Below are 21,827 nucleotides of genomic sequence, written 5' to 3'. Positions count from 1 at the left end.
TGTTCAGAGCTCGAGGAGATCGGCGGTCCGCTCGCCGAGGTAGGGGCCGAGGGTCATGCCGCGGCCGCCCGGCCCGGCGATGATCCAGATGTCGTCGTCGACGCGGGCACGGTGGACGAGTTCGGTGGGATCGAGGCACTGGCTGTAGACCCCGGCCCAGCGCCGCATCACCGGCGGGAGCCGGCGTCCGAGCAGGTCCTCCGCGACGGTGACGAGGTGCTCGTACGGGGCCTCGTCGACGTCGAAGGCGAACGGTTCGTCGTACTCGTGGGTGTCGCCGAGAGTGAGCCCGCCGTCCAGGCGCTGCACGCACAGCAGCTGCATGCGGTGCCGCTCGGCGGTGAGCGCCTGCGGTTCGCGCGCCTTCAGCTCCTCCAGCGCGGCCCCGGCGAATCCCGGGTAGTAGCGCAGGCTGTCGCCGTCGGCGACGGACGTGGTGAGCTTCTCCCCCAGCGGCGCGGTCTGCATCATCTGCAATCGCACGCGGCGCAGGGGCAGGTCGCCGCCGAGTTCGCGGGCGAGACCGGACAGGGTCGCTCCGGGGCACACGAGCACGAGGTCGGCCTCGTGGACGGTGCCGTGGTCGTCGCGCACCTGCACGGTGCCGTGGGCGGTGCGGGTCACGGTGCGCGCCTCGGTCTCCGGCCGGAATCGATACCGCCCGGAGGTGGCGAGGTGCCACCGGATCGCGGGCAGGGCGACGCGGGATTCGACGGCGGCGTCGGTGCTGCAGTGCAGACCGGCGACGAACTTGCCGCGCAGGGCGGGATTGAGCCGCCGGACCGCCTCGGGCTCGAGCAGGGTGAAGCCCCGGTCACGCGCGTCGGCGCGGTCCGCGGCCTCCCGGGCGACGGCCACCTCGGCGTCGGTGCGAAGAAGGGTGATCGATCCGTTCGCCCGGAAACCGATGCCGGGGACGCGGGCGCCGAGGTCGGCCCACAACTCGCGGGAGCGCAGGGTGGCAGCCAGTTCGCCCTCGGTACGCCCGGAGACCCACACGAGGCCGAAGTTGCGGACGGTGGCGCCCCGGGCCTCCGGTTCGCGTTCGAGGTGAACGACGTCGTGTCCGCGGCGGACGGCGGCGTCGGCGTGGGCGGTGCCCAGAATGCCGCCGCCGATGATCAGGATTCGCATGGCCCCGAGCCTGAGCGATGGTCTAGACCAATGAGGGGACGGCAGGCGAACGCGCAGTGAACAATTGGTATAGACCAAAATCCGGTACGCTTCGAGCGTGACAGCAACCGCTCGCGAGGCCCGGGTCCCCAAGCACCAGATCGTGCGGCATCAGGTCGACGCCCTGCTCGACGAACTCTCCGTCGGCGACCCGGTGCCCTCCGAGCGCGACCTCGCCACCCGGTTCGACGTGGCCCGGGAGACCGTGCGCCAGGCGCTGCGCGAACTCCTCGTCGACGGCCGCATCGAACGCCGCGGCCGGGGCACCGTCGTCGCGAAGCCCAAGATCCTGCAACCGCTGATCATCGGCTCCTACACCGAAGCCGCCCTCGCGGAGGGCCGCAGCGCGGGACGCATTCTCGTCGGCTGGACCGACCTCGCCGCCGACCCCGACCTCGCCGAGGTACTCGCGATCGCCGTCGGCGACCCCGTCCTCGAACTCGAACGCGTCCTGCTCACCGACGGCGTCCGCGTCGGACTCGAACGGACGCGCCTGCCCGCCGATCGCTATCCGGGACTCGTCGACAGCTTCGACTCCACGTCGTCGCTGTACGCGGCGATCCGCGCGCGCGGGATCACCTTCGCGCGCGCGGTCGAGTACATCGAGACCACCCTGCCCGACGCCCGCGAGGCGGCACTCCTCGACGCCGACATCCGCACGCCCATGCTCCTGCTCAACCGCGTTTCCTACGATCAGCACGACGCGCCGATCGAGCAGCGGCGGTCGCTCTACCGCGGGGACCGGATGACGTTCGTCGCCACGGTGACGCCCTGAGTCCGCCCCGGAGCACGGCGGCGAGGTGCGCCGGTCCCGGGCCCGGAGCCCCTCAGGAACCGTCGTCGCCGCACACGCCGAGATGCTGCAGGACCAGTTCCTGCCGTCGCACCAGCCGCTCCGAGATCGTCCAGTCGGCGTGCTGGTAGCGCGGATGCTGAGCCAGCGCGATGACGTTGGCCGGAGGGTAAACAATCGGGTCGGTCGGCATTTTTTCAGCATCGCAGACTTTCGCCCGCGATGCCCGGCCGGGCTCCCACCCGCATCGTTCCTGCTGCCCGGCACGCCCGGTGAGCCGCGGTGCCGTTACCGCCGGTAAGGTTCTCGGCCTGGCGTGCAGCGCCTGAGTGTCGGGTGGTGACGAAGGGTTGTGACGGTCGGTGTCGGGCGTGATCGCGGGATTCAGCGTCATCTTCGTGATCATCGCGATCGGATTCGCGCTCGGCCGCACCGGCACGCTCGGACCCGAGGGACAGTTCGTGCTCAGCCGGATGGTGTTCTTCGTCGCCACCCCCGCGCTGCTGTTCGACTCGCTGGCCACCTCCGACCTGTCGGTGATCTTCTCCCCCACCCTGTACGTCGCCGCGGCCACGGCGTTCGCCGTCGCCGCGCTCTACCTCGTCGTCGCGAAGCTGTGGCTGCGCCGGCCCCTGCCGGAACTGACGATCGGCGCGCTCGCCGCCTCCTACGTCAACTCCGCCAACCTCGGCATCCCGATCGCGGTGTTCGTCCTCGGCGACGCCTCCTTCGTCGCGCCGCTCCTGCTGTTCCAGATCGTGCTGTTCTCCCCCATCGCGTTGACGATGCTGGACCTGTCCACGATGCGCGCCGGGGCGTCCCGGATGGAGACGATCACCGCCCCGTTCAAGAACCCCATCGTGCTGGCCGGTGCGGCCGGGCTCACCGTCGCCGTCGCCGGCTGGACGCTGCCCACCGCGCTGATGCAGCCGTTCCACCTCCTCGGGGGCGCCTCGGTGCCGGGTGCCCTGCTCGCGTTCGGCCTGTCGCTCCAGGGCGTGCGGGTGCTCGAAAAGGGCACGAGCCCACGCCGCGACGTCGCGCTCGCCTCGGTACTCAAGATCGTGGTGCAGCCCGTCCTCGCCTACGTCATGGCCCGCCACCTGATGGGCCTCGACGGGCACGAGCTCTTCGCGATCGTCGTGGTGGCGACGCTGCCGACCGCACAGAACGTGTTCGTCTACGCCAGCCGCTACGGCCGCGGCATGGTGCTCGCCCGCGACGCCGCGCTGGTCACCACGCTCGCCTCGATACCCGCGATCGGCGTCGTCGCCGCGCTGCTGGCATGACGGGCACGGCTAGGTTGAGACCCATGCGATTGCTGCTGCTCGCCGCCTGCTGCGTCCTGGCCGTCGCGTGCGGTCCGGGCGGCGCCGGCGTCCCCGCCCTGCCCGAGGCGCCGACGCCGGAGGGGGCAACGGTCTTCACGGCCCGCGACGATCTCGTCGACCCGCACCCGATCCCGATACAGTCGTGGACCCGCGTCGGCGGCGACCGCATCGCCGTCCACTTCGAGACCGGCACACCCGAGTGTTTCGGGGTCGACGCCACCGTCACCGAGTCCGGCACCTCCGTGACGGTGGCGCTGCGCGGCGGCACGCTGCCCGAGGCGGTGGACCGGGCGTGCATCATGATCGCCGTCACCGGTGTGCTCGAACTGACGCTGCGGGCGCCGCTCGCCGACCGGATCGTGACGGCCGGCTGATCGATGGCCCGCACCCCCCGGCACTGGCTGCTGCTCCTGTGCACGGCGACGGCGCTGCTGCACGCGACGTTCCAGTCGGTGCGCGTCCTCGTCTCCTACCGCGTTCTCGCCCTCGGCGGCGACGCGGCCGTGATCGGCGTGGTGACGGCCCTGTTCGCCCTCGTTCCGCTGGTGCTCGCGGTGCCACTCGGCCGGGCCGTCGACCGCCGGCACGCGGCCGGAATCCTCCGGGCCGGGGTGGTCGTGTCGGTGGCCGGTGCGCTGATCATCGCCCTCAGCCCGGACCTGCTGGTGCTCGGTCTCGGCAACGCCGTCCTGGGTCTCGGTCAGCTCCTGGTGACGGTGTCGGGGCAGGCGTTCGTGTCGATCCTGTCGCCGCCGGGCGAGCTCGATCGCGGCTTCGCGGGCATCACCCTCGGGGTGTCGGTCGGTCAGGCGATCGGGGTGCCGCTCGCCGGCGTGATCGCTGCGGCGAGCAACAGCGAGACCGTCGAGACCACGCCGGCGCTGCTCGTGATGACGGTTCTGGCCGCGATGGCCCTGCCGTTCGTCGTCGGCTTGCGCGAACCACCCGGCTCCGGACGCACCCCGGACGACGCGCCCCCGCAGTCGGTGCTGTCGATGCTGCGCACGCGCGGGATGAAGCCCGCGATGTTCTCGAGCCTCGTGGTGCTGGCGTCCGTGGACATCGTCGTCGCGTACCTGCCGCTGCTCGGTGAGGAGTTCGGATTCGGGGTGCTGCTCGTGTCGGCTCTGCTCACCGCCCGCACCGTTGCGTCGATCGTCTCGCGCGCGGTGCTGCCGTGGGCGCTGCGGACGATCCCGCGGCGACGTCTGCTGCTGTCGGCGACGGCGTGCACTGCGCTGCCCGTCGCGGCCCTGCCTTTTCTGCCCAACCCGTGGGCGCTGGGCGCGCTCCTGGCGCTCTGCGGCGCCTTCTGGGGTTTCGGGCAGCCGCTGACCATGACGTGGGTGGTCGAACTGGTGGCACCGGCGGACCGGGCGTCGGCGCTGGCGGTACGCCTCACCGGCAACCGTCTCGGCCAGGTGTCGGTGCCGTTGGCAGCCGGCGCGATCGCCGGGGTCGCCGGCACCGCCTCGGTGTTCCTGGTGACCGCGGGACTGCTGTCGGCTGCCGCGGTGAGCACGTGGCGGGCGCTGCGCAGGTAGACGCCACCCGTGCGCGCTTTCGGTAGCTCCCACTACCGGAACCGCGCACGGCCGCGTCAGCGGCGGCGCAGCCGCGCATAGTCACCGGCGGCGCAGCCGCACGTAGTCACCGGCGGCGCAGCCGCACGTAGTCACCGGCGGCGCAGCCGCACGTAGTCACCGACGACGGCGGCGCCGAGTCCGTCGACGTCGGGCGCGACGACCCGCCCTCCGACCCGGCGGGCCATACGGTCGACGATCCGTGCCAGCCCGGGATCGTCGCCGAGCCGGAAGATCGTCACGTGCGCACCGGCGCGGGCGAGATGATCGAATTCGCGGACCGTCATCCCCAGGGTGCGGGCGCTGGGTGGATAGTCGAACGCCGCGTAGCCGTCCGCCTCGAGGTGCGCGGTGGGTTCGCCGTCGGTGACCACCAGCACCACCGGCTGGGCGTTGGAATGCCGGCGCAGGTGCCGGCCGGCCAGCATCAGCGCATGATGCAGGTTGGTGCCCTGCTCGTAGACCCCGTCCAGCCCGGCGAGTTCGGTGGCGGTGACGACCCGAGCGTGCCGGCCGAACGCGATCAGCTGCAGCGCGTCACCGCGGAACCGGGTCGAGACCAGGTGGTTGAGGGCCAGTGCCGTGCGCTTCATCGGCACCCATCGACCGTCCATCACCATCGAGAACGAGGTGTCCACCAGCAGTGCCACGGCGGCCTGGGTGCGCTGCTCGGTCTCGACGACCTCGACGTCGGTGACGTCCATCCGCACCGGGATTCGCGCGGGGGCGCGCAGGGTGGCGTTGGTGAGGGTGCGCACGACGTCCCACGGCTCGGTGTCTCCGAACTCCCACGGACGCGAGGCCCCGGTGGGCTCGCCCGTGGCCCCCGCACGGCGGGTCTCGCGCTGCCCGCCGCGGGTGGACAGCTGGTCCATGACGTCGCGCAGCGCGGTCCGGCCGAGTTCACGCATCGCCTTGGGCGACAGTCGCCACTGCCCGTCGGCGCCGCGGTCGAAGAACCCCTGCCGCTGCAGTTCCTTCTCGAGCTGGGCGAGCATGCGCGCGTCGGCCGCGGCCTCGTCGCCGAGCTGGCGAGCCAGCGCGTCGAGGTCGATGTCGTCGAGGGAGGCCCCGGCGTACTGCTGGGAGAGCTGCTCGGCGAGCGCGTCGAGTTCGGCAACCTCCTGCAGCGCCCCGGTCGCTTCGCCGAGGCCCATGCCCTGGTCGCCGCGGAACCGCTCCGACCCGGTCCAGTCCTCGCCGGGACGGGCGGCGCGCAGGTGCGAGTCGAGGCGGTCGAGCTGCGACATCAGGCTCGGCGAGCCGAACGCCTGCTGGGCGAGAGCGTCGAGCTCGTCCCGCTGTTCCTGGCTGAGCGAGTTGCGCAGTCGCTGCGCCGCCGCCGCGCGCTGGGCGAGCGAGTCGAGCAGTTCCTCCACGTTGCGTGGGTTCTCCGGGAAGAAGTCGCCGTGCTCGGCCATGAACTGCTCGAAGTCCTCCTGGGTGTCCTCCCCGCGGGAATGCTTGTCCAGCAGATCGTTCAGATCCTCGAGCATCCGGTTCACACGTTCGCGGTCCTCGTCGGTCGCGCCTTCGAGGGCCTGCTTCATCCCGGCGAACCGCTGGTCGAGCATCTCCCGCCCCAGCAGATCGCGGATCTTCTCGTAGTCCTCCCGGGCTTGCGAACTGCGCCAGTCGTAGTCGGCGAGTTCCTGCACAGCCTGGGCGGCGGAGGCGGGCAGTTCCTCGATCCGCATCTCCGCGAACCGGGCCTCGTCGTCGAGAGCGCGCGCGAGCGCCTTGCGCTCCTCGAGCACGGCCCGGTCGAGCAGCTCGCGCACCTCACGCAGCGTGCCGTCGAGATTCGTGCGGTCCAGCAGGTCCCTGCGACGCCGATTCGCCTGCGCGGCAAGCCGGTCCAGGCCGCGCATGGACCCGTGCCCGCGGCGCAGCAGCTCCCGCAGCGCCCGTCGCGGCGAACTGCCGGACAGCACGTCCTCGCCGATGGCGGCGAGGGCCTCACGCAGATCCACCGGCGGGGCGAGCGGGTCGCCGCCGTCGTAAGGTCCGTACCTCGCGCCCCGGCTCATCAGGAGTACACCGCGGCACCGTCGTCGTCGGCGTGCTTGGCGATGCGCCGCGCCAGATAGAGGCCCTCGAGGGCGAGTTCGACGGCGGCAGCCCGGGTTCCGATGCCGTCCGCGCCGAGCCGTTCGGCGACGACGTCGAGGACGGGCAGGTCGGGCAGCTCGTCGAGCAGCGCCTTGGCGGTGATCCGGTCGCCGGTCACCACCGGCCGGCCCTGCTCGACGGCCGCGACGAGCGGACCGAGGTCCACCCCGGCCAGCCGGGTTCGGGCGGCGTCCGCCGTGGCCCGCCGGAGCAGGTGGTCGAGCACCTCGAATTCCCGTCCCTCCTCGCCGGATTCGAACTCGACCTTGCCGCGCAGCACCTCCACGACGGTGCCGAGGTCGACGGGCCGTGCGACGGGGTCGGCCTCGCCGAGCACGGCCCCGCGACGCATCGCGGCGGCCGCGACGGTCTCGGCGCCGGCGACGGCGAAGCGCGCGGACACGCCGGAACGCTGGTCCACCGACGTGGATTCGCGCAGCAGGCGGGTGAAGCGGGCCAGGATCTCGAGCAGGAAGTCCGGGACCCGCGACTGCAGCTGCGCCTCCTGCTCGATGACGGCGATCTCGTCGTCGAGCTGCGTCGGGTAGTGGGTACGGATCTCGGCGCCGAACCGGTCCTTGAGCGGGGTGATGATCCGGCCCCGGTTGGTGTAGTCCTCCGGGTTGGCGCTGGCGACGAGCAGGACGTCGAGCGGGAGCCGCAGCGTGTACCCGCGCACCTGGATGTCGCGCTCCTCCATCACGTTGAGCAGCGAGACCTGGATGCGCTCGGCGAGGTCGGGCAGCTCGTTGACCGCGACGATGCCGCGGTGAGCGCGGGGTACGAGACCGAAGTGGATGGTCTCGGGGTCGCCGAGGCTGCGGCCCTCGGCGACCTTGACGGGGTCGACGTCGCCGACCAGGTCGGCGACGGAGGTGTCGGGGGTGGCGAGCTTCTCGGCGTAGCGCTCGCTGCGGTGCCGCCAGGCGACCGGTAGGTCGTCGCCGAGTTCGGCGGCGCGGCGGATCGAGGCGGGGGTGATCGGGTCGTAGGGATGCTCCCCGAGCTCGGAGCCGGCGATCACCGGTGTCCACTCGTCGAGCAGCAGGGGCAGGGTGCGCAGCAACCGGGTCTTGCCCTGACCGCGTTCGCCCAGCAGCACCACGTCGTGGCCCGCGAGGAGGGCGCGTTCGAGTTGCGGAACGACGGTGTCGTCGAATCCGACGATGCCCGGCCACGGGTCGATGCCGTCGCGCAGGGCGGCGAGCAGGTTCTGCCGGATCTCGTCCTTGACGGAGCGGTGCACATGGCCCGAGGCGCGCAGCTCGCCGAGGGTGGACGGCCTGACTGTGGGTGACGTCACCCCTCCCAAGGTACGAGCGTTCGGTGATTTCGGCACCTGCAGCCGCGGCGCGTCGCCGCGGCGGGAACGCCGCGCGGGAGCGCCTGCCCGGCCCGGTTCGGCTCCCGATGTCGGTGGCGATCCCTACACTCCCGCCATGGACACCTGGCTCCTCGCGGCACTGCTGGGCCTCGGGCTGGCCGCCGCCACCGGCCTGCGCACCTTTCTCCCGCTGCTGATGCTCGGCACCGCGGTGCACTTCGGCCTGTTCGGGATCGCGCTCAACGAGTCGATGCAGTGGGTCGGGTCGACGGGCGCGCTCGCCGCCCTGGCGATCGCCACCGTCGTCGAGATCGGCGCCGACCTGGTCCCCCTCGTCGACAACGTCCTCTCGGCCGTCGCCACCGTCGTGCGGCCCGTCGCCGGCGCGCTCGCCGCCTGGGCCGCGTTCGCCGATCTCGACCCGGCGATGGCGGCCCTCGCCGGCATCGTCGTCGGCGCCCCGACCGCGATGGCGGTGAGCACGGTGCAGACCGGCACCCGCGCGGCGAGCACGGTCACGACCGCGGGACTCGGCAACCCGGCGCTGTCACTGCTCGACGACCTGCTCTCCTTCGTCACGTCGTTGATCGCGCTCGTCGTCCCGCTGCTCGTCGTGCCCCTGCTCGCCGGCTTCGCGTGGGCCGTCCACCGCGGGTACCGAGGGCTGAGCCGCCTGCGGACGGGCTGACCGGTTCTGATAGACACGACGCCATGGCGGACACCGACATCTCCTTCTCCAGCGGCGACGTGACCCTGCACGGCAGCCTGCGCGTGCCCGCCGCGGGCGACGGGGACGTCCCCGCCGTGCTGCTGCTCGCCGGCAGCGGTCCCACCGACCGCAACGGCGACAGCGCGCTGCTGCCCGGCCCGATCGGCACCCTGCGTCACCTCGCCGACGTGCTCGAACGCAACGGCTTCGCCAGCCTGCGCTACGACAAGCTCGGCAGTGGCGTCACCGGCCTCGGTCCGTACGACGTCTCCGACGTCGCCGACCTCGGATTCTCCACCTTCATCGATGCCGCCACCGACGGCCTGCGGTTCCTCGCCGGACAGCCGGGCGTCGACGCCGAGCGGCTCTACGTCGTCGGGCACAGCGAGGGCGCGCTCATCGCCCTCTCCCTCGCCCACGCCGGCGCGCCCGTCGCGGGCATCGCCCTGCTCGAGCCGCTGGCGGTGCGGCTGCTGGACCTGCTCACCGCCCAGATCGACGCCCAGCTCGACGCCGTCGTCGACGCCGGTCAGCTCCCGATCCAGGTGGCCGACGAACTGCGCCTCGCCCTCGCGGACGCCGTCGAATCGCTGCGGGCCGACGGCACCCTCAGCGACACCCTGCCCGAGCCGCTCCGCAACGCCGGACTGGTCTCGGCCAACGCAAAGGCCCTCGCCGAGGAGGACGCCCTCGATCCGCGGATGCTCGCGGCCCAGCTCGACGGGGCGCTGCCGGTACTCACCAGCGTCTCCGCGAAGGACATCCAGGTGCGGGTCGAGGACGTCGACGCCCTCGACTCGGCACTCGTGCACACGAGCCTGACCTCGCTGCGCCTGCACCGGGCCAACCACGTGCTCAAGGACATCGGCGACCAGCAGTCCACCGGCGCCGACTACATCGCCGATCTGCCCTTCTCGGACGAGTTCACCCGCGGTTTCGAGGCGTGGCTCGCCAAGCTCTGACCCGCCGCCCGAGATGGGCGGAAAACAAGAGATGTCAGATTCGCGTTACTCGGGTATGGTGTCCGGTTAACCCGTAGGAACACACGAGAAAGGTACGGTCCGATGCGAGACGACAAGGTCATCGCGGCGAAGTCGATGCGCATTGCCGTACCCACCTGGTGCCGACACACCTACGCGTACTTCCACTTCGCCAAGTGGCAACCCCGGGAATGAGTCGACGACTCGAAAGACTCCTTCTCGGGCACCCGGGCACATCGCCTCGGGTGCCTTTCTTTATCCCGTACCGATCTTGTCCAGTAAGAGGAGAACACGATGAAACTGCGACTCGGCGCCACCGGCGCCGTCCCCAAGGACCTGCCCGACGATCTCACCGGTCACGCGATCACGATCGACCTGAGCCACGTCGGCACCGAACAGGCCGCGGCCGCTGCGGACCTCATCCGCGAACTGCTCGACCGCGGTGCCGCCCGGCTGGTCATCTCCGACGCCCGCGACGCCGCGCCGCGGACCGTGACCCGCCCGGCGACCGGCCACCCGCACGCGGCCTGACGGCGCGGGCGGCGCGGGCGGCCGGGCGGCGCGGGCGGCCGGGCGGCGCTCAGTGCGCGAAGTGCCGTGCGCCGGTGAGGTACAGGGTCACGCCGGCCTCGCGAGCGGCCTCGATCACCTCGTTGTCGCGCACCGAACCACCCGGCTGCACGATGGCCTTGACGCCGGCCTCGGTGAGCACCTGCAGGCCGTCCGCGAACGGGAAGAACGCGTCCGATGCGGCGACGGATCCGGTGACACGGTCCCCGGCGCGTGAGACCGCGAGCCGGGCGGAGTCCACGCGGTTGACCTGGCCCATGCCGACGCCGACGGTGGCGCCGCCCGCAGCGAGCAGGATCGCGTTGGACTTCACGGCCCGGCAGGCGCGCCAGGCGAACTCGAGATCCGCGAGGGTCTCGGCGTCGGCGGCCTCGCCGCAGGCCAGCTCCCAGTTCCCGGCCGAATCACCCGGCGCCGTGAGGGTGTCGCGCTCCTGCAGCAGCATGCCGCCGGAGATCTGACGCAGCTCGATCTGCGCCGCCTGCGGCGAGTCGGCCCGCAGGATGCGGATGTTCTTCTTGCGGCTGAGCACCTCGACCGCGCCGGCCGCGTACGCCGGGGCGATGATCACCTCGGTGAAGATCTCGGCGACCTGTTCGGCCATCGCCACGCTCACCTCGCGGTTGACGGCGATCACGCCGCCGAACGCGCTCACCGGATCGCACTCGTGCGCCTTGCGGTGCGCCTCGGCGACGGTGTCGGCCACCGCGATGCCGCACGGGTTGGCGTGCTTGATGATCGCGACGCACGGCCGGTCGTGGTCGTGCGCGGCGCGCCAGGCCGCGTCGGCGTCCTGGTAGTTGTTGTAGGACATCTCCTTGCCGTGGAACTGCTCGGCGCGGGCCAGGCCCGGCTCGCCGGCCTCGTTCACGTACAGCGCCGCCGCCTGGTGCGGGTTCTCGCCGTACCGCAGCACGGCCGCACGCTGCCACGTCGCACCGGCCCAGGCCGGGAACTGCTCGGCGGCGTCCGCCTCCGGGACGGCATAACCGGCGTTCATCCAGCTCGCCACCGCCACGTCGTAGGCGGCGGTGTGCTGGAACGCCTGGGCGGCAAGGGCTTTGCGCTGCGGCAGGGTGAAGCCGCCCGCCTTGACGGCGTCGAGCACGTCGTCGTACCGGGCCGGGTCGACGACGACGGCGACCGACGGATGGTTCTTCGCGGCGGCACGCACCATGGACGGGCCGCCGATGTCGATCTGCTCGACGCACTCGTCGGGGGTGGCCCCCGAGGCGACGGTCTGCGTGAACGGGTACAGGTTCACCACGACCAACTCGAACGCCTCGACACCGAGCTCGGCGAGCTGGTCGAGGTGGTCCTGCTTGCGCGTGTCGGCGAGGATGCCGGCGTGCACTCGCGGGTGCAGCGTCTTGACCCGGCCCTCGAGGCACTCGGGGAAGCCGGTCAGGTCCTCCACCTTGGTGACGGGGATGCCGGCGCCGGCGATGGTCGCGGCCGTGGAGCCGGTGGAGACCAGCGCGACACCCGCCTCGTGCAGACCCGTCGCCAGTTCGACCAAACCGGTCTTGTCGTAGACGCTGACGAGTGCACGTCGCACAGCCTTACGTTCGGTCACTGGGGATCACGGCCTTTCGTCCATCGGATACAACTCCACGGGTGGCGACGGCGGCGACCACGTCGGCCAGCAACCGTCGCTCCACAACCTTGATGCGTTCGTGCAGGGTGGCCTCGTCGTCGTCGTCGAGGACCGGCACGGGTTCCTGCGCCAGGATGGGGCCGGTGTCGACACCGGCATCGACCAGGTGCACGGTCGACCCGGTGACCTTCACCCCGTAGGCGAGGGCGTCGGGGACTGCGTGCGCGCCGGGGAACGCCGGCAGCAGCGCAGGGTGGGTGTTGACGATGCGGCCGCCGAACCGGTGCAGGAAGGTCGGCCCCAGGATCTTCATGAAACCGGCGGAGACCACCAGGTCCGGCTCGTGCGCGGCGACGGCGTCGGTGAGGGCGCGGTCCCACGCGGCGCGGTCCGGGTGCTCACGCAGCACGACGCGGAGATGCGGGATGCCGGCGGCCTCGGCATGCCCCTCGGCGGCGCACTCGCGGTCCACTCCGACGGCGACGATCCGGGCGGGGTACCCGTCCGTGTGCGTCGCGTCGATCAGCGACCGCAGCAGGCTTCCGGTGCCCGAGGCGAGGACGACGACCCGTGCCGGCGCAGTCGGCGGCAGCTGGTCACGCGAGGCAGTCAGCGCTCTACTCCTGGAACTCGAGAGGGGTCGGCCGGATGCTCGGCCGGGTAGAGCCTAGCCCTTGGGGGGTGCGGCCCCCTCCGGCAGGTCACCGTTGCGCTCCGGCGGCGCGCCGGCATCCTGCTCGGTTACGCCGGACCCGCCCGGCTCGTCGGCGGCGTCCTCGAGTTCCGCGTCGGCGACGTGCACACGCTCGTCGTCGGCGGGGTCCTCGCGCTCGGTGCCGGCGACGGCGGGCGCCCCGGCGTCGCCTGCGGCGTCTGCGTCGCCCCCGGCGTCGGCGGCGTCCTGCTGCCCCTCGGGGCCGTCCTCGACGATCTCGGCCTCGAGCACGTCGGCGGCCGGCGTCGCCGGGCCCGCCTCGAGCGCCTTCGCCTCGTCGAGCGGGGTGGCGTCGGCCTCCTCGACCGGCTCGTCGCCGTCGGGATTCTCGGCGGCGGCGGTCTCCGTGGCGGACTCCTCCGCGGCGGCCGACGCTCGGGCGGCCTCCGCCGCGGCCAGGCGGTGCTCGCGCCACAGCAGCAGCTGCGACGTGACGAGGCCCAGCAGCCCCGACCACGCGAATACCAGAACCCCGGCAAGCCACCAGTTTCCGCCGACCACGCCGAAGATCCCCAGGGGGCCACCGGCGACCCACGTGGCCAGCGCGCTCGTCGCGCCCGCGAGCGCCGCCGCAGCGACCACCGTGAGCGCGGCGTCGGTGGACGACACGTACTCCCCCCGGGCCCGCGCCTCGAGGTGGCGCTGGGCGACGTACCGTCCGAGCAGCGCACCCACCGTCGCGGGAACGGCCAGCAGCACCGGCCAGAACGGCGCGGCCGGTCCCGGTGGGATCACGACGAGCACCGGCAGCGCGGGCAGGTCACCGCCGGTCGCCTCGAACAGGCTCAGGGTCACGTCGCCGAACTGCACCGTGCTCCCGGCCACCACGGCGGCGGCCCCGATCAGCACGTTGGGCAGGTACAGCACCGACAGCACCGTCAACCCGAGCGCCCCGGTCACTCCCCCGCCGCGGCCGATCAGGTCACCGACCACGGTCCACGACCACAGCAGCCCGAGTACGGTCACCACCCCGGCCGCGGCGAACATCCCCAGCACCGCGCGGGCCGCGGGGCGCACGGCGGCGACCAGCCAGTTCGGCACGCCGTAGCGGACGGACAGCGGCCGCCACGTCCGGGCACCGATGCCGAGCCCGGCCCCGAGCAGGTAGAGGGCCGTCACCCAGGCCAGCGCGGCCGCCGGATTGGGGGTGACGACGGGCAGGACACTCGCCGCATCCTGGATCACGATCAGTGCCACGATCGTGATCACCGTCGGACCGGCGAGGGTGGCCACGGCGATGCGTGAGGCGTTCCGACGATCGAGCGGACGGCCGCCGAGCGCGACGAAGGCGTCGGTGGCCGAACGCGCGGCCCGGGCGGTCAGCCACACCAGCACCGCAGTCGGCAGCAACGGCAGCACGCCGAGCGCTACCCCGTCGATCGTCAGCGTCACCTGATGCAGGGCCAGCCAGCTTCCCGCGATCGCCGCGTAGATGCCGGTCAGGTCGCTGCTCGCGGCCACCATCGTGGTCACCACCAGCGTGGCGATCAACGCGAGGGTCACTGCCGGCACCCTGGCCGCCGTGCCGAGCAGGATCCGCAGCTGCTCCGGTTCGACCGGGTTGCCTTCCGGGGTGGTGCGCCGGTCGGACCGGCCTAGCGTCGAGGTCATCGTGTCGAGAGTGTCACCCGGCGACGGTCGTGACGGTCAGGCGCGCCGCAGCACGTGCGGGAGCCGTCACCGCGGCTCGTCACCGGGGCGGAACGCCTGCGTCGGCGCCGGGTCCGACGTCCGCTCGGCGTCGTCCTCCGACGGACGCCCCGCGGCATCCTGCTCGGAGTCGGCGTGCCGGGGGGCGAGCACGGTCGGCTCGTCCGCGCCACCACCGGCGGGCTCCCCCGGCCGGCCCGAAGGACCGGGCGACCCGGCGCCGTACGGGGCCTGGGCTCCCGTCGGGGTGTAGGCCTGCTGGCCGGGGTGCTGCCCCTCGGATTGCGGCCGGTCGACGCGCAGCGGCTGGCTCAGGTGCTCGGTCTGGGCGCCGTAGTCCGGGCTGGGGTAGTGCTCGCGCGGCTGCGCGCCCGAGTACTGGGTGCCCGGGTACTGGGATCCCGGGTACTGTCCGGACGGGTGCTGCCCGGACGGATACTGGCCGGTGGAGTACTGCCCCGACGGGTACTGCCCGGTGGAGTACTGCGGCTGCTGGTAGCCGGGGTACTGCGCCGAGGACCCCGAGGGGTAGGCCGAGGACCCCGAGGGGTAGCCGGAGCCCTGCGTTCCGTATCCGCTCGACGCCGCGCCGGGAGCGTAGCCCTGACCGGACGGATAGCCCTGCCCCGCGCCGGCACCCTGCGCTCCGTAGCCCTGGCCGCCGTACCCCTGACCGCTGTAGCCCTGGCCGCCGCTGTACCCCTGGCCCACGCCCTGCCCGCCGCCTCCCTGGCCGCCGAACGACTGCGCGGGCGCGCGGCGCTGGCCGGGCACCAGGATGCCGATCCCGAAGAGCAGCGCCATCAGCGCGAGCGCAGTCTGCAGGAAGCCGAGGACGAGGATCGACACCCCACCCCACGAGATGCCGGTGTCGTCGGGCAGGTGGAAGAGCTGGAACAGCGACACCACGAAGCCGACCGCGGAGGCCGCCACCGCAACGGAGCGCAGGTCCTGACCCGGTAGCAGCGACAGTGCCGCAGCCGCGCCACCGAAGAGCAGGAAGGCCAGCGGCACGACCGCGAACCCGAAGTCGAACGACGACAGCGCAACCTGGGTGCCGAAGGAGATCCGCACGTACGGGGCCAGGCCGAGCAGGAAGTTCAGCACCGCCAGCACCGCGACGGCGATCGGCAGGAGCAGCGGCACCACCTTGTCGGAGCCACGGGAGGCGAGGCTGGATCCGCCCCCGGTCGACGACCCCGTGGGACCTGACGGGGTGTCGGACCGGCCCGTTCCCGAGCCTGCTGGGTAGGTCATCGCTCCTCCTGATGTCGTCGGCTGCTCTGTGACCAGCCTAGGCACGATCACCGTGGGCGGCAGGAGTCCCGGGAATCCGGCGAATCCCCACCGGCGAGAATGTGCGCATGCCCAGCACCCTCGAGCCCGGAGCGGACGTCGTCGCCGAGACGGAGATCAAGCATTCCCGCTTTCTCGCCGCGCTGCGTCGCGTCGACTCGGATACCGCCGCGCTCGCCTTCGTCGAGGAACAGCGGAGGCTGTATCCCGATGCGCGGCACCATTGCTGGGCCTTCGTGGTGGGCGACGAGCCGGCGCACCGGGCGGAACGGTCGAGCGACGACGGGGAACCGGGTGGCACGGCCGGGGTGCCGATGCTGCAGGTGCTGCACCATCGCGATCTGGTGAACGTCGCGGTGGTGGTCACCCGCTGGTTCGGCGGCATCAAGCTCGGCGCGGGGGGACTGGTCCGGGCGTATTCGGGTGCGGTGGCCGTCGCGGTCGACGCGGCGACGCTGGTGCCGCGGGAGCGACGGGAGGTGTTCACCCTGGCGGTGGGGCACGGTGACGCCGGCCGGGTGGAGTCGGAACTACGGGGCCGCGGGGTGAGCGTGCTCGACGTGTCCTACACGGAGCGTGTCGTCTTCACGATCGCGGCCCGGGATGCGGCCGGGTTGCGGAGCGTGGTGGCGTCGGCGACGGCCGGCGCCGGCGAGCTCGAGCCCGTCGGCACCGAATGGGTGGACGGGTAGGCAGCGGAGCTGCCGGTGCGTCCTTCGGGCGGTCAGGACCGCCCAAAGGACGCACCGGCGGCGGAGCCGCCTACAGCGACTGCAGGATCTCGCGCGCGAGAGCGGCGGTCTCGGACGGCGTCTTGCCGACCTTCACGCCGGCCGCCTCGAGGGCGTCCTTCTTGGCCTGCGCGGTGCCCGAGGAGCCGGAGACGATGGCGCCGGCGTGGCCCATGGTCTTGCCCTCCGGAGCGGTGAACCCGGCGACGTAGCCGACGACCGGCTTGGTCACGTTGGCCTTGATGTAGTCGGCCGCGCGCTCCTCGGCGTCGCCGCCGATCTCGCCGATCATGACGATGAGCTTGGTCTCGGGGTCCTTCTCGAACGCCTCGATGGCGTCGATGTGGGTGGTGCCGATGACCGGGTCGCCGCCGATGCCGATGGCGGTGGAGAAGCCGAAGTCACGCAGCTCGAACATCATCTGGTAGGTCAGGGTGCCGGACTTGGACACCAGGCCCACCGGGCCCTTGCCGGAGATGTTGGCCGGGGTGATGCCGACCAGCGACTCACCCGGGGTGATGATGCCGGGGCAGTTGGGGCCGATGATCCGGGTCTTGTTGCCCTTCTCGACGTTGTAGGCCCACGCGTACGCGGTGTCCTGCACCGGGATGCCCTCGGTGATGACCACGAGCAGCGGGATCTCCGCGTCGATGGCCTCGATGATGGCGTCCTTGGCGAACTTCGGGGGGACGAACGCGATCGAGACGTCCGCGCCGGTCTCCTTCATCGCCTCGGCGACGGTACCGAAGACGGGCAGCTCGACGGCCGAGCCGTCGGCGGCGGTGTGGGACACAGTGGTGCCGGCCTTGCGGGCGTTGACGCCGCCGACGACCTGGGTACCGGCCTTGAGCATCAGGGCGGTGTGCTTGGTGCCCTCGCCGCCGGTGATGCCCTGGACGATGACCTTCGAGTCCTTGTTGAGGAAGATAGACATGTTCTCCGTGTGTCCTTACTTCGCGGCGTGCGCCAGCTCGGCGGCCTTGTCAGCGGCCTCGTCCATGGTTCCGACCAGCGTGACCAGCGGGTGGTTGGCGTCGGCCAGGATCTTGCGGCCCGCCTCGACGTTGTTGCCGTCCAGGCGGACGACCAGCGGCTTGTTGGCCTCGTCGCCGAGGATCTCCAGCGCCTTGACGATGCCGTTGGCGACCGCGTCGCACGCGGTGATGCCACCGAAGACGTTGACGAACACGCTCTCGACCTGGCCGTCGTTCAGGATGACGTCCAGGCCGGCGGCCATGACCTCGGCGGACGCGCCGCCACCGATGTCGAGGAAGTTGGCGGGCTTGACGCCGCCGTGCTTCTCACCGGCGTACGCGACGACGTCGAGGGTCGACATGACCAGGCCCGCGCCGTTGCCGATGATGCCGACCTGGCCGTCGAGCTTGACGTAGTTCAGGTCGTGCTCCTTGGCCTTGGCCTCGAGCGGATCGGTGGAGTCCTTGTCCTCGAGCTCGGCGTGCTCGGGGTGGCGGAAGCCCGCGTTCTCGTCGATGGTGACCTTGCCGTCGAGGGCGAGGATCTGATCGTCGGGGGTGCGCACGAGCGGGTTGACCTCGACCAGGGTGGCGTCCTCGGCGACGAAGACCTCCCACAGCTTCTGGATGGTCACGGCCGCGGCGTCGAGCACGTCGGCGGGCAGGTGGCCCTGCTCGGCGATGCTGCGCGCGAACGCGAGGTCGACGCCCTTGACGGCGTCCACGGGAACCTTGGCGAGACGCTCGGGCTTGGTGGCCGCGACCTCCTCGATCTCCATGCCGCCCTCGACCGAGCACATGGCCAGGTAGGTGCGGTTGGCCCGGTCGAGCAGGAAGGAGATGTAGTACTCCTCGGCGATGTCGCTGGCCTCGGCGACCAGCAGCTTCTTGACGATGTGACCCTTGATGTCGAGGCCGAGGATGTTCTCGGCGTGGGTCTTCGCATCCTCGGGGGTGGCGGCGTACTTCACGCCACCGGCCTTGCCACGACCACCGGTCTTGACCTGGGCCTTGACCATCACAGGCTTACCGATTTCCTCGGCGATCGCCTTGGCATCGTCGGCCGTGTCGGTCACACGACCCAGCGACGTCGGCACACCATGCTTGGCGAAGAGTTCCTTCGCCTGGTATTCGAAGAGATCCATCTGCTCACCGTCTCGTCTGCGTTGACGCCCGCTCGAGGGGTATGAGCGGGTCCGTTCGGACTGTAACTAGTCGGAAGTCCCACCAAACGCCCGCACTCCTGGTATGTGTCGCATGTCACCGGAGCGAGGGGCCCGAGGGGTACCTCACGGATTTTCCTCCCGGATTGTGAGCCACGCCGCAGCCAGGAGGAACACCACCCCAAGGATTGCAGGCAGTGTGAGGACGCCGTTCACCGGCTCCTGCTCCGGGCTCCGCACGAGCAACCACGACGCCGCATACAGGGCCACCGACGCCGCCGCGCCGAGCAGCAGCACACCGCCCCGGGCCGGCCGCGACCGCGCTGCGACCAGCACCGCTGCGACCACCGCGACGGCGAGCAGCACCCGCCCCCACACGTCGTAGCCCCACGGATAGCCCAGGACCGAACCGGCCCCGGGCTGCACCGGCAACAGCACACCGGCACCGGCGACGAGAGCCGCAGCCGCGCCCACCGCGCGCACGACCGGCCCGGCGATCCGTTCGACGGAGGTGTCGATGCCGTCGCGTTCCGCACCCCCGGCCAGCACGACGAGCACCCCCGTCGCCGCCGCCCCCAGGATCGCGGCGCCGGCCAGCCACGCGCCCGGCCCGGCACCGACGCCGGGCAGGTCCGCGGCGAGCACCCAGGACTGCAGCACCGCCCCGGCGGCGGTGACCACCGCGACGACCGGCACCGCGACGGCGGGCCGCAGCGGGGCGGCGAATTCGGAGAGCAGCAGCCACACGCTCAGCGCCAGCACGAGCAGGCCTGCGGCGAGCAGCAGGCGAGTGGCCGGCAGGTCGGGCGCCGGGGCCCCGGCCGGGACCGACAGGGTGGGCAGCAGCGCACCCGCCGTCGCGACGACGCCGGTGGCAATCCCCGCGACGCCCGCGGTGACGTGCCGGCGCAGCATCGCCGGGACGGACGTGACCGCCCTGGGCACCGGCCCTGCGGCGCGGGCGGACCGGGCGACGAGCCGGGGCAGTGCGACCGCGGCCGCGACGAGGGCGACGGCGGCGACCACCCCGACGGCGGCACCGGGCGACGGCGCGAGCCGCTCACCGGTGAGGCCCGCCGCCAGGCGCGGGCCCAGGATGCCGAGCGCACCGAGCCCCGCACCCGCCACCAGGCCCGTCGCGGCAGCCGGCGAACCGGTCACCAGCGCCCACGTCGCCGTCAGCACCACCGCGACCGCGGCGGCCAGGGAACCGATCGCGGTGGCCGTGGTGGCGTCGAGGACGCCGGGGCCGAGCAGCACCGGGTCGTCCGAGACGAAGGGCGGGGCGAGGAGCGCACCGGCCGCGACCAGGGCCGCCACCGCCACCGCGGTCGCCGCCGGGGCCCCGACGCGCACACCCACCGGGCCGTCCTCGCCGGGCACGTGTGCGGGGTCGGCCCCGAGCCGCCGGACCGCGACGGCCCCGAGGACTCCGGCGCCGACCGCGGCGAGATGGCCGGCGAGGACGACGCCCGCGCCCGGGCCCGCCGTGAGGCCGGCGGCGGTGAGGGGCCGGAAGAGCTCGAGCCGGTCGGCGTCGAGGGCGTCGGTGAACAGCGCGACGTCGAGCAGGGCCGCGCCGAGTGCGACGAACCCGGCCCCCGCAAGCAGCGCGCCGGCCCGGATTCCGGCGAGGAGCCCGGGCCGACGGACGAGACTCACCGCGCCGACGGGCACCGCGAGCGCGGCGGCGACGGCGACGAGCGTCGCGGCGCCGAGGGCGGCGCCGACGGGCCCGGCGTCGGCGCGGACCGCCGGCAGGAACGGCGCGACCGCCACGGCGATGGCGCCGAGCACGGACAGGACGAACGCGGCGACGAGGACGGGCGGGCGGCTCGGCACGCCCCGACGCTACGGCGACGTTCCGATTCATCGCGGCGTGACACACCGTGAATATTCGGTATCGCGCCGTAACCGAAGGAACGTTTCCATATACGCCCAGCTCAAACTGTGATGCCAGTCACAAGGCCCGATTTCCAGCCCGTTTGGGTTGCCACGCTTGCGATCGTTTCGTTACCGTCGCTTCGGTCCGAATAACGGTCAGGTCACGAACGGAGGACGGCAGTCGATGCACACTTGCACTCCACGCGCCGACAGCCGTCCCGGCAGCGGGTTCGGTGACTTCGAGTCCACGGAGGCCACCGACCATCTCTATCCGGGCCACTGGCAGCCGCACGAGCGTTACCTCGACGAGGGCCCGGCGGACGATCTAGACGTCTCGAGCATTGTGAACTTCCGCAACACCAGTACCACCGAGCAGTACGAATTCTATGGCACCGAGCCGGCCGAGCCGCTCACCGCCCCCGGATCACCCGACGGCGATCTGGCCGCCCCCACTCGTCGCGGCGGCGCCCACCGGGTTCCCACTCCCCCCGCCGCCCTCAAGGGCCGCGCCGCGGTCCTCGCGGTCGCCGCCGGCGCCGTCGTCGCCGCGGGCCAGGCCGCCGCCAGCGGCCCCGCCCAGGAGTCCGAGCACTCCGAGGTCGCCCTCGCCGCGGACGCCACCGACTCGCACGTCATCACCGCCACCGCGGTGCCGCAGGCCGCGCAGTTCGCCCCGGAGACCGAGTCCGAGGGCGCCGCCCCGTCCCAGGCCCCGCAGGTCCTCAACATCGCGGACCCGAACGACCTCTCCCAGTTCTCGAACCTGCTCGCCAAGGGCCAGCGGTTCAGCGAGGAGCGCGCCGCCCGCGAGGCCGCCGCCCGCCGCCCGCTGTTCGTCCTTCCGGCCGCCGGCGTCTTCACCTCCAGCTACGGTGCCCGCTGGGGCACCCTCCACGCCGGGGTGGACATCGCCGGTCCGATCGGGACCCCGATCCTCGCGGTCGCCGACGGCACCGTCATCGACTCCGGTCCGGCGTCCGGCTTCGGCATGTGGGTGCGCCTGCGCCACGCGGACGGCACCGTGACCGTCTACGGCCACATCGACCAGTCCATGGTGACGGTCGGTCAGCAGGTCATGGCCGGCGACCAGATCGCCACCATGGGCAACCGCGGCCAGTCGACCGGCCCGCACCTGCACTTCGAGGTGCACCTCAACGGCATCGACAAGATCGACCCGCTGCCCTGGCTCGCGACCCGCGGCATCTCCCTCGGCATCCGGAACGACTGACCTCCGGCGTTTCT

The 21,827-nt window shown here is 72.3% G+C and carries 20 protein-coding genes; 9 read left to right on the top strand and 11 right to left on the bottom strand.

Going from position 1 to position 21,827, the window contains the following annotated elements:
• Positions 1 to 3: 3 nt before the first annotated feature.
• Complete coding sequence (locus HFP48_RS07595; RefSeq protein ID WP_006944999.1) at positions 4 to 1,134, bottom strand: TIGR03364 family FAD-dependent oxidoreductase; 1,131 nt, start codon at positions 1,132 to 1,134, stop codon at positions 4 to 6.
• Between the two features lie 97 nt (positions 1,135 to 1,231).
• Between HFP48_RS07595 and HFP48_RS07590 the strand changes: the two genes are divergently transcribed.
• Complete coding sequence (locus HFP48_RS07590) at positions 1,232 to 1,948, top strand: GntR family transcriptional regulator (RefSeq protein WP_006945000.1); 717 nt, start codon at positions 1,232 to 1,234, stop codon at positions 1,946 to 1,948.
• Between the two features lie 52 nt (positions 1,949 to 2,000).
• Here the strand turns inward: HFP48_RS07590 and HFP48_RS07585 are convergent, their stop codons facing one another.
• On the bottom strand, positions 2,001 to 2,360 hold the full coding sequence (locus tag HFP48_RS07585) for a hypothetical protein (protein ID WP_139310950.1): 360 nt from the start codon (positions 2,358 to 2,360) through the stop codon (positions 2,001 to 2,003).
• On the opposite strand from HFP48_RS07585, the gene HFP48_RS07580 reads away from it, so the two are divergent.
• From HFP48_RS07580 to HFP48_RS07570, 3 genes are read left to right on the top strand one after another with little or no spacing between them, the layout of a single operon-like run.
• On the top strand, positions 2,329 to 3,255 hold the full coding sequence (locus tag HFP48_RS07580) for an AEC family transporter (protein WP_006945002.1): 927 nt from the start codon (positions 2,329 to 2,331) through the stop codon (positions 3,253 to 3,255). The two genes, HFP48_RS07585 and HFP48_RS07580, sit on opposite strands and share 32 nt — an antisense overlap.
• Positions 3,256 to 3,278: 23 nt before the next feature.
• Positions 3,279 to 3,671: a hypothetical protein gene (locus HFP48_RS07575; protein WP_029542015.1), complete on the top strand. Its 393-nt coding sequence runs from the start codon at positions 3,279 to 3,281 to the stop codon at positions 3,669 to 3,671.
• 3 nt (positions 3,672 to 3,674) lie between these two features.
• Complete coding sequence (locus tag HFP48_RS07570) at positions 3,675 to 4,841, top strand: MFS transporter (protein WP_168579300.1); 1,167 nt, start codon at positions 3,675 to 3,677, stop codon at positions 4,839 to 4,841.
• Between the two features lie 131 nt (positions 4,842 to 4,972).
• Here the strand turns inward: HFP48_RS07570 and HFP48_RS07565 are convergent, their stop codons facing one another.
• Both HFP48_RS07565 and HFP48_RS07560 read right to left on the bottom strand, forming a co-directional pair.
• The gene (locus HFP48_RS07565) at positions 4,973 to 6,910 is read right to left on the bottom strand and encodes a VWA domain-containing protein (protein WP_006945008.1); all 1,938 of its coding nucleotides are present in this window, start codon (positions 6,908 to 6,910) and stop codon (positions 4,973 to 4,975) included.
• Complete coding sequence (locus tag HFP48_RS07560; RefSeq protein WP_029542008.1) at positions 6,910 to 8,295, bottom strand: sigma 54-interacting transcriptional regulator; 1,386 nt, start codon at positions 8,293 to 8,295, stop codon at positions 6,910 to 6,912. Before HFP48_RS07560 ends, HFP48_RS07565 begins: the two co-directional genes overlap by 1 nt.
• A gap of 136 nt (positions 8,296 to 8,431) precedes the next feature.
• On the opposite strand from HFP48_RS07560, the gene HFP48_RS07555 reads away from it, so the two are divergent.
• From HFP48_RS07555 to HFP48_RS07545, 3 genes are all read left to right on the top strand, one after another.
• Complete coding sequence (locus tag HFP48_RS07555) at positions 8,432 to 9,004, top strand: DUF4126 domain-containing protein (RefSeq protein ID WP_029542006.1); 573 nt, start codon at positions 8,432 to 8,434, stop codon at positions 9,002 to 9,004.
• A 23-nt stretch (positions 9,005 to 9,027) separates the two neighbouring features.
• Positions 9,028 to 9,987 carry an alpha/beta fold hydrolase gene (locus HFP48_RS07550; protein ID WP_006945011.1) on the top strand — a complete coding sequence of 320 codons (960 nt, stop codon included), beginning with the start codon at positions 9,028 to 9,030 and terminating at the stop codon, positions 9,985 to 9,987.
• Between the two features lie 312 nt (positions 9,988 to 10,299).
• Positions 10,300 to 10,536 (top strand): hypothetical protein, encoded by a 237-nt coding sequence (locus HFP48_RS07545; RefSeq protein ID WP_006945013.1) that lies wholly within the window; start codon positions 10,300 to 10,302, stop codon positions 10,534 to 10,536.
• Positions 10,537 to 10,585: 49 nt separating this feature from the next.
• Here HFP48_RS07545 and purH read toward each other — a convergent pair whose 3' ends face one another.
• From purH to HFP48_RS07525, 4 genes are all read right to left on the bottom strand, one after another.
• The gene (gene purH, locus HFP48_RS07540; RefSeq protein ID WP_029542004.1) at positions 10,586 to 12,151 is read right to left on the bottom strand and encodes a bifunctional phosphoribosylaminoimidazolecarboxamide formyltransferase/IMP cyclohydrolase; all 1,566 of its coding nucleotides are present in this window, start codon (positions 12,149 to 12,151) and stop codon (positions 10,586 to 10,588) included.
• Positions 12,138 to 12,785 (bottom strand): phosphoribosylglycinamide formyltransferase, encoded by a 648-nt coding sequence (purN, locus tag HFP48_RS07535; protein WP_081637056.1) that lies wholly within the window; start codon positions 12,783 to 12,785, stop codon positions 12,138 to 12,140. Before purN ends, purH begins: the two co-directional genes overlap by 14 nt.
• A 54-nt stretch (positions 12,786 to 12,839) precedes the next feature.
• Positions 12,840 to 14,498 carry a DUF6350 family protein gene (locus tag HFP48_RS07530; RefSeq protein WP_168579299.1) on the bottom strand — a complete coding sequence of 553 codons (1,659 nt, stop codon included), beginning with the start codon at positions 14,496 to 14,498 and terminating at the stop codon, positions 12,840 to 12,842.
• Between the two features lie 66 nt (positions 14,499 to 14,564).
• Positions 14,565 to 15,794: a DUF5336 domain-containing protein gene (locus HFP48_RS07525; RefSeq protein WP_168579298.1), complete on the bottom strand. Its 1,230-nt coding sequence runs from the start codon at positions 15,792 to 15,794 to the stop codon at positions 14,565 to 14,567.
• A gap of 107 nt (positions 15,795 to 15,901) precedes the next feature.
• Between HFP48_RS07525 and HFP48_RS07520 the strand changes: the two genes are divergently transcribed.
• On the top strand, positions 15,902 to 16,525 hold the full coding sequence (locus HFP48_RS07520; RefSeq protein ID WP_168579297.1) for a YigZ family protein: 624 nt from the start codon (positions 15,902 to 15,904) through the stop codon (positions 16,523 to 16,525).
• 70 nt (positions 16,526 to 16,595) lie between these two features.
• Here the strand turns inward: HFP48_RS07520 and sucD are convergent, their stop codons facing one another.
• The 3 genes from sucD to HFP48_RS07505 all read right to left on the bottom strand — a co-directional run bounded on the left by sucD (position 16,596) and on the right by HFP48_RS07505 (position 20,543).
• Positions 16,596 to 17,498, bottom strand: coding sequence for a succinate--CoA ligase subunit alpha (gene sucD, locus HFP48_RS07515; protein ID WP_003937757.1), 903 nt, complete (start codon positions 17,496 to 17,498; stop codon positions 16,596 to 16,598).
• A 15-nt stretch (positions 17,499 to 17,513) separates the two neighbouring features.
• Entirely contained in the window at positions 17,514 to 18,683 is a 1,170-nt protein-coding gene (sucC, locus tag HFP48_RS07510) for an ADP-forming succinate--CoA ligase subunit beta (protein WP_006945023.1), read from the bottom strand.
• Positions 18,684 to 18,827: 144 nt separating this feature from the next.
• Positions 18,828 to 20,543 (bottom strand): hypothetical protein, encoded by a 1,716-nt coding sequence (locus HFP48_RS07505; RefSeq protein WP_168579296.1) that lies wholly within the window; start codon positions 20,541 to 20,543, stop codon positions 18,828 to 18,830.
• A 226-nt stretch (positions 20,544 to 20,769) separates the two neighbouring features.
• Between HFP48_RS07505 and HFP48_RS07500 the strand changes: the two genes are divergently transcribed.
• Positions 20,770 to 21,813: a M23 family metallopeptidase gene (locus tag HFP48_RS07500; protein WP_065922906.1), complete on the top strand. Its 1,044-nt coding sequence runs from the start codon at positions 20,770 to 20,772 to the stop codon at positions 21,811 to 21,813.
• The last annotated feature ends 14 nt before the right edge of the window (positions 21,814 to 21,827 follow it).

It is taken from the genome of Rhodococcus sp. DMU1, assembly GCF_012272955.1.
Classification (GTDB): Bacteria; Actinomycetota; Actinomycetes; order Mycobacteriales; family Mycobacteriaceae; genus Rhodococcus; species Rhodococcus aetherivorans.
This window is presented reverse-complemented; position numbering and strand designations above follow the sequence as displayed.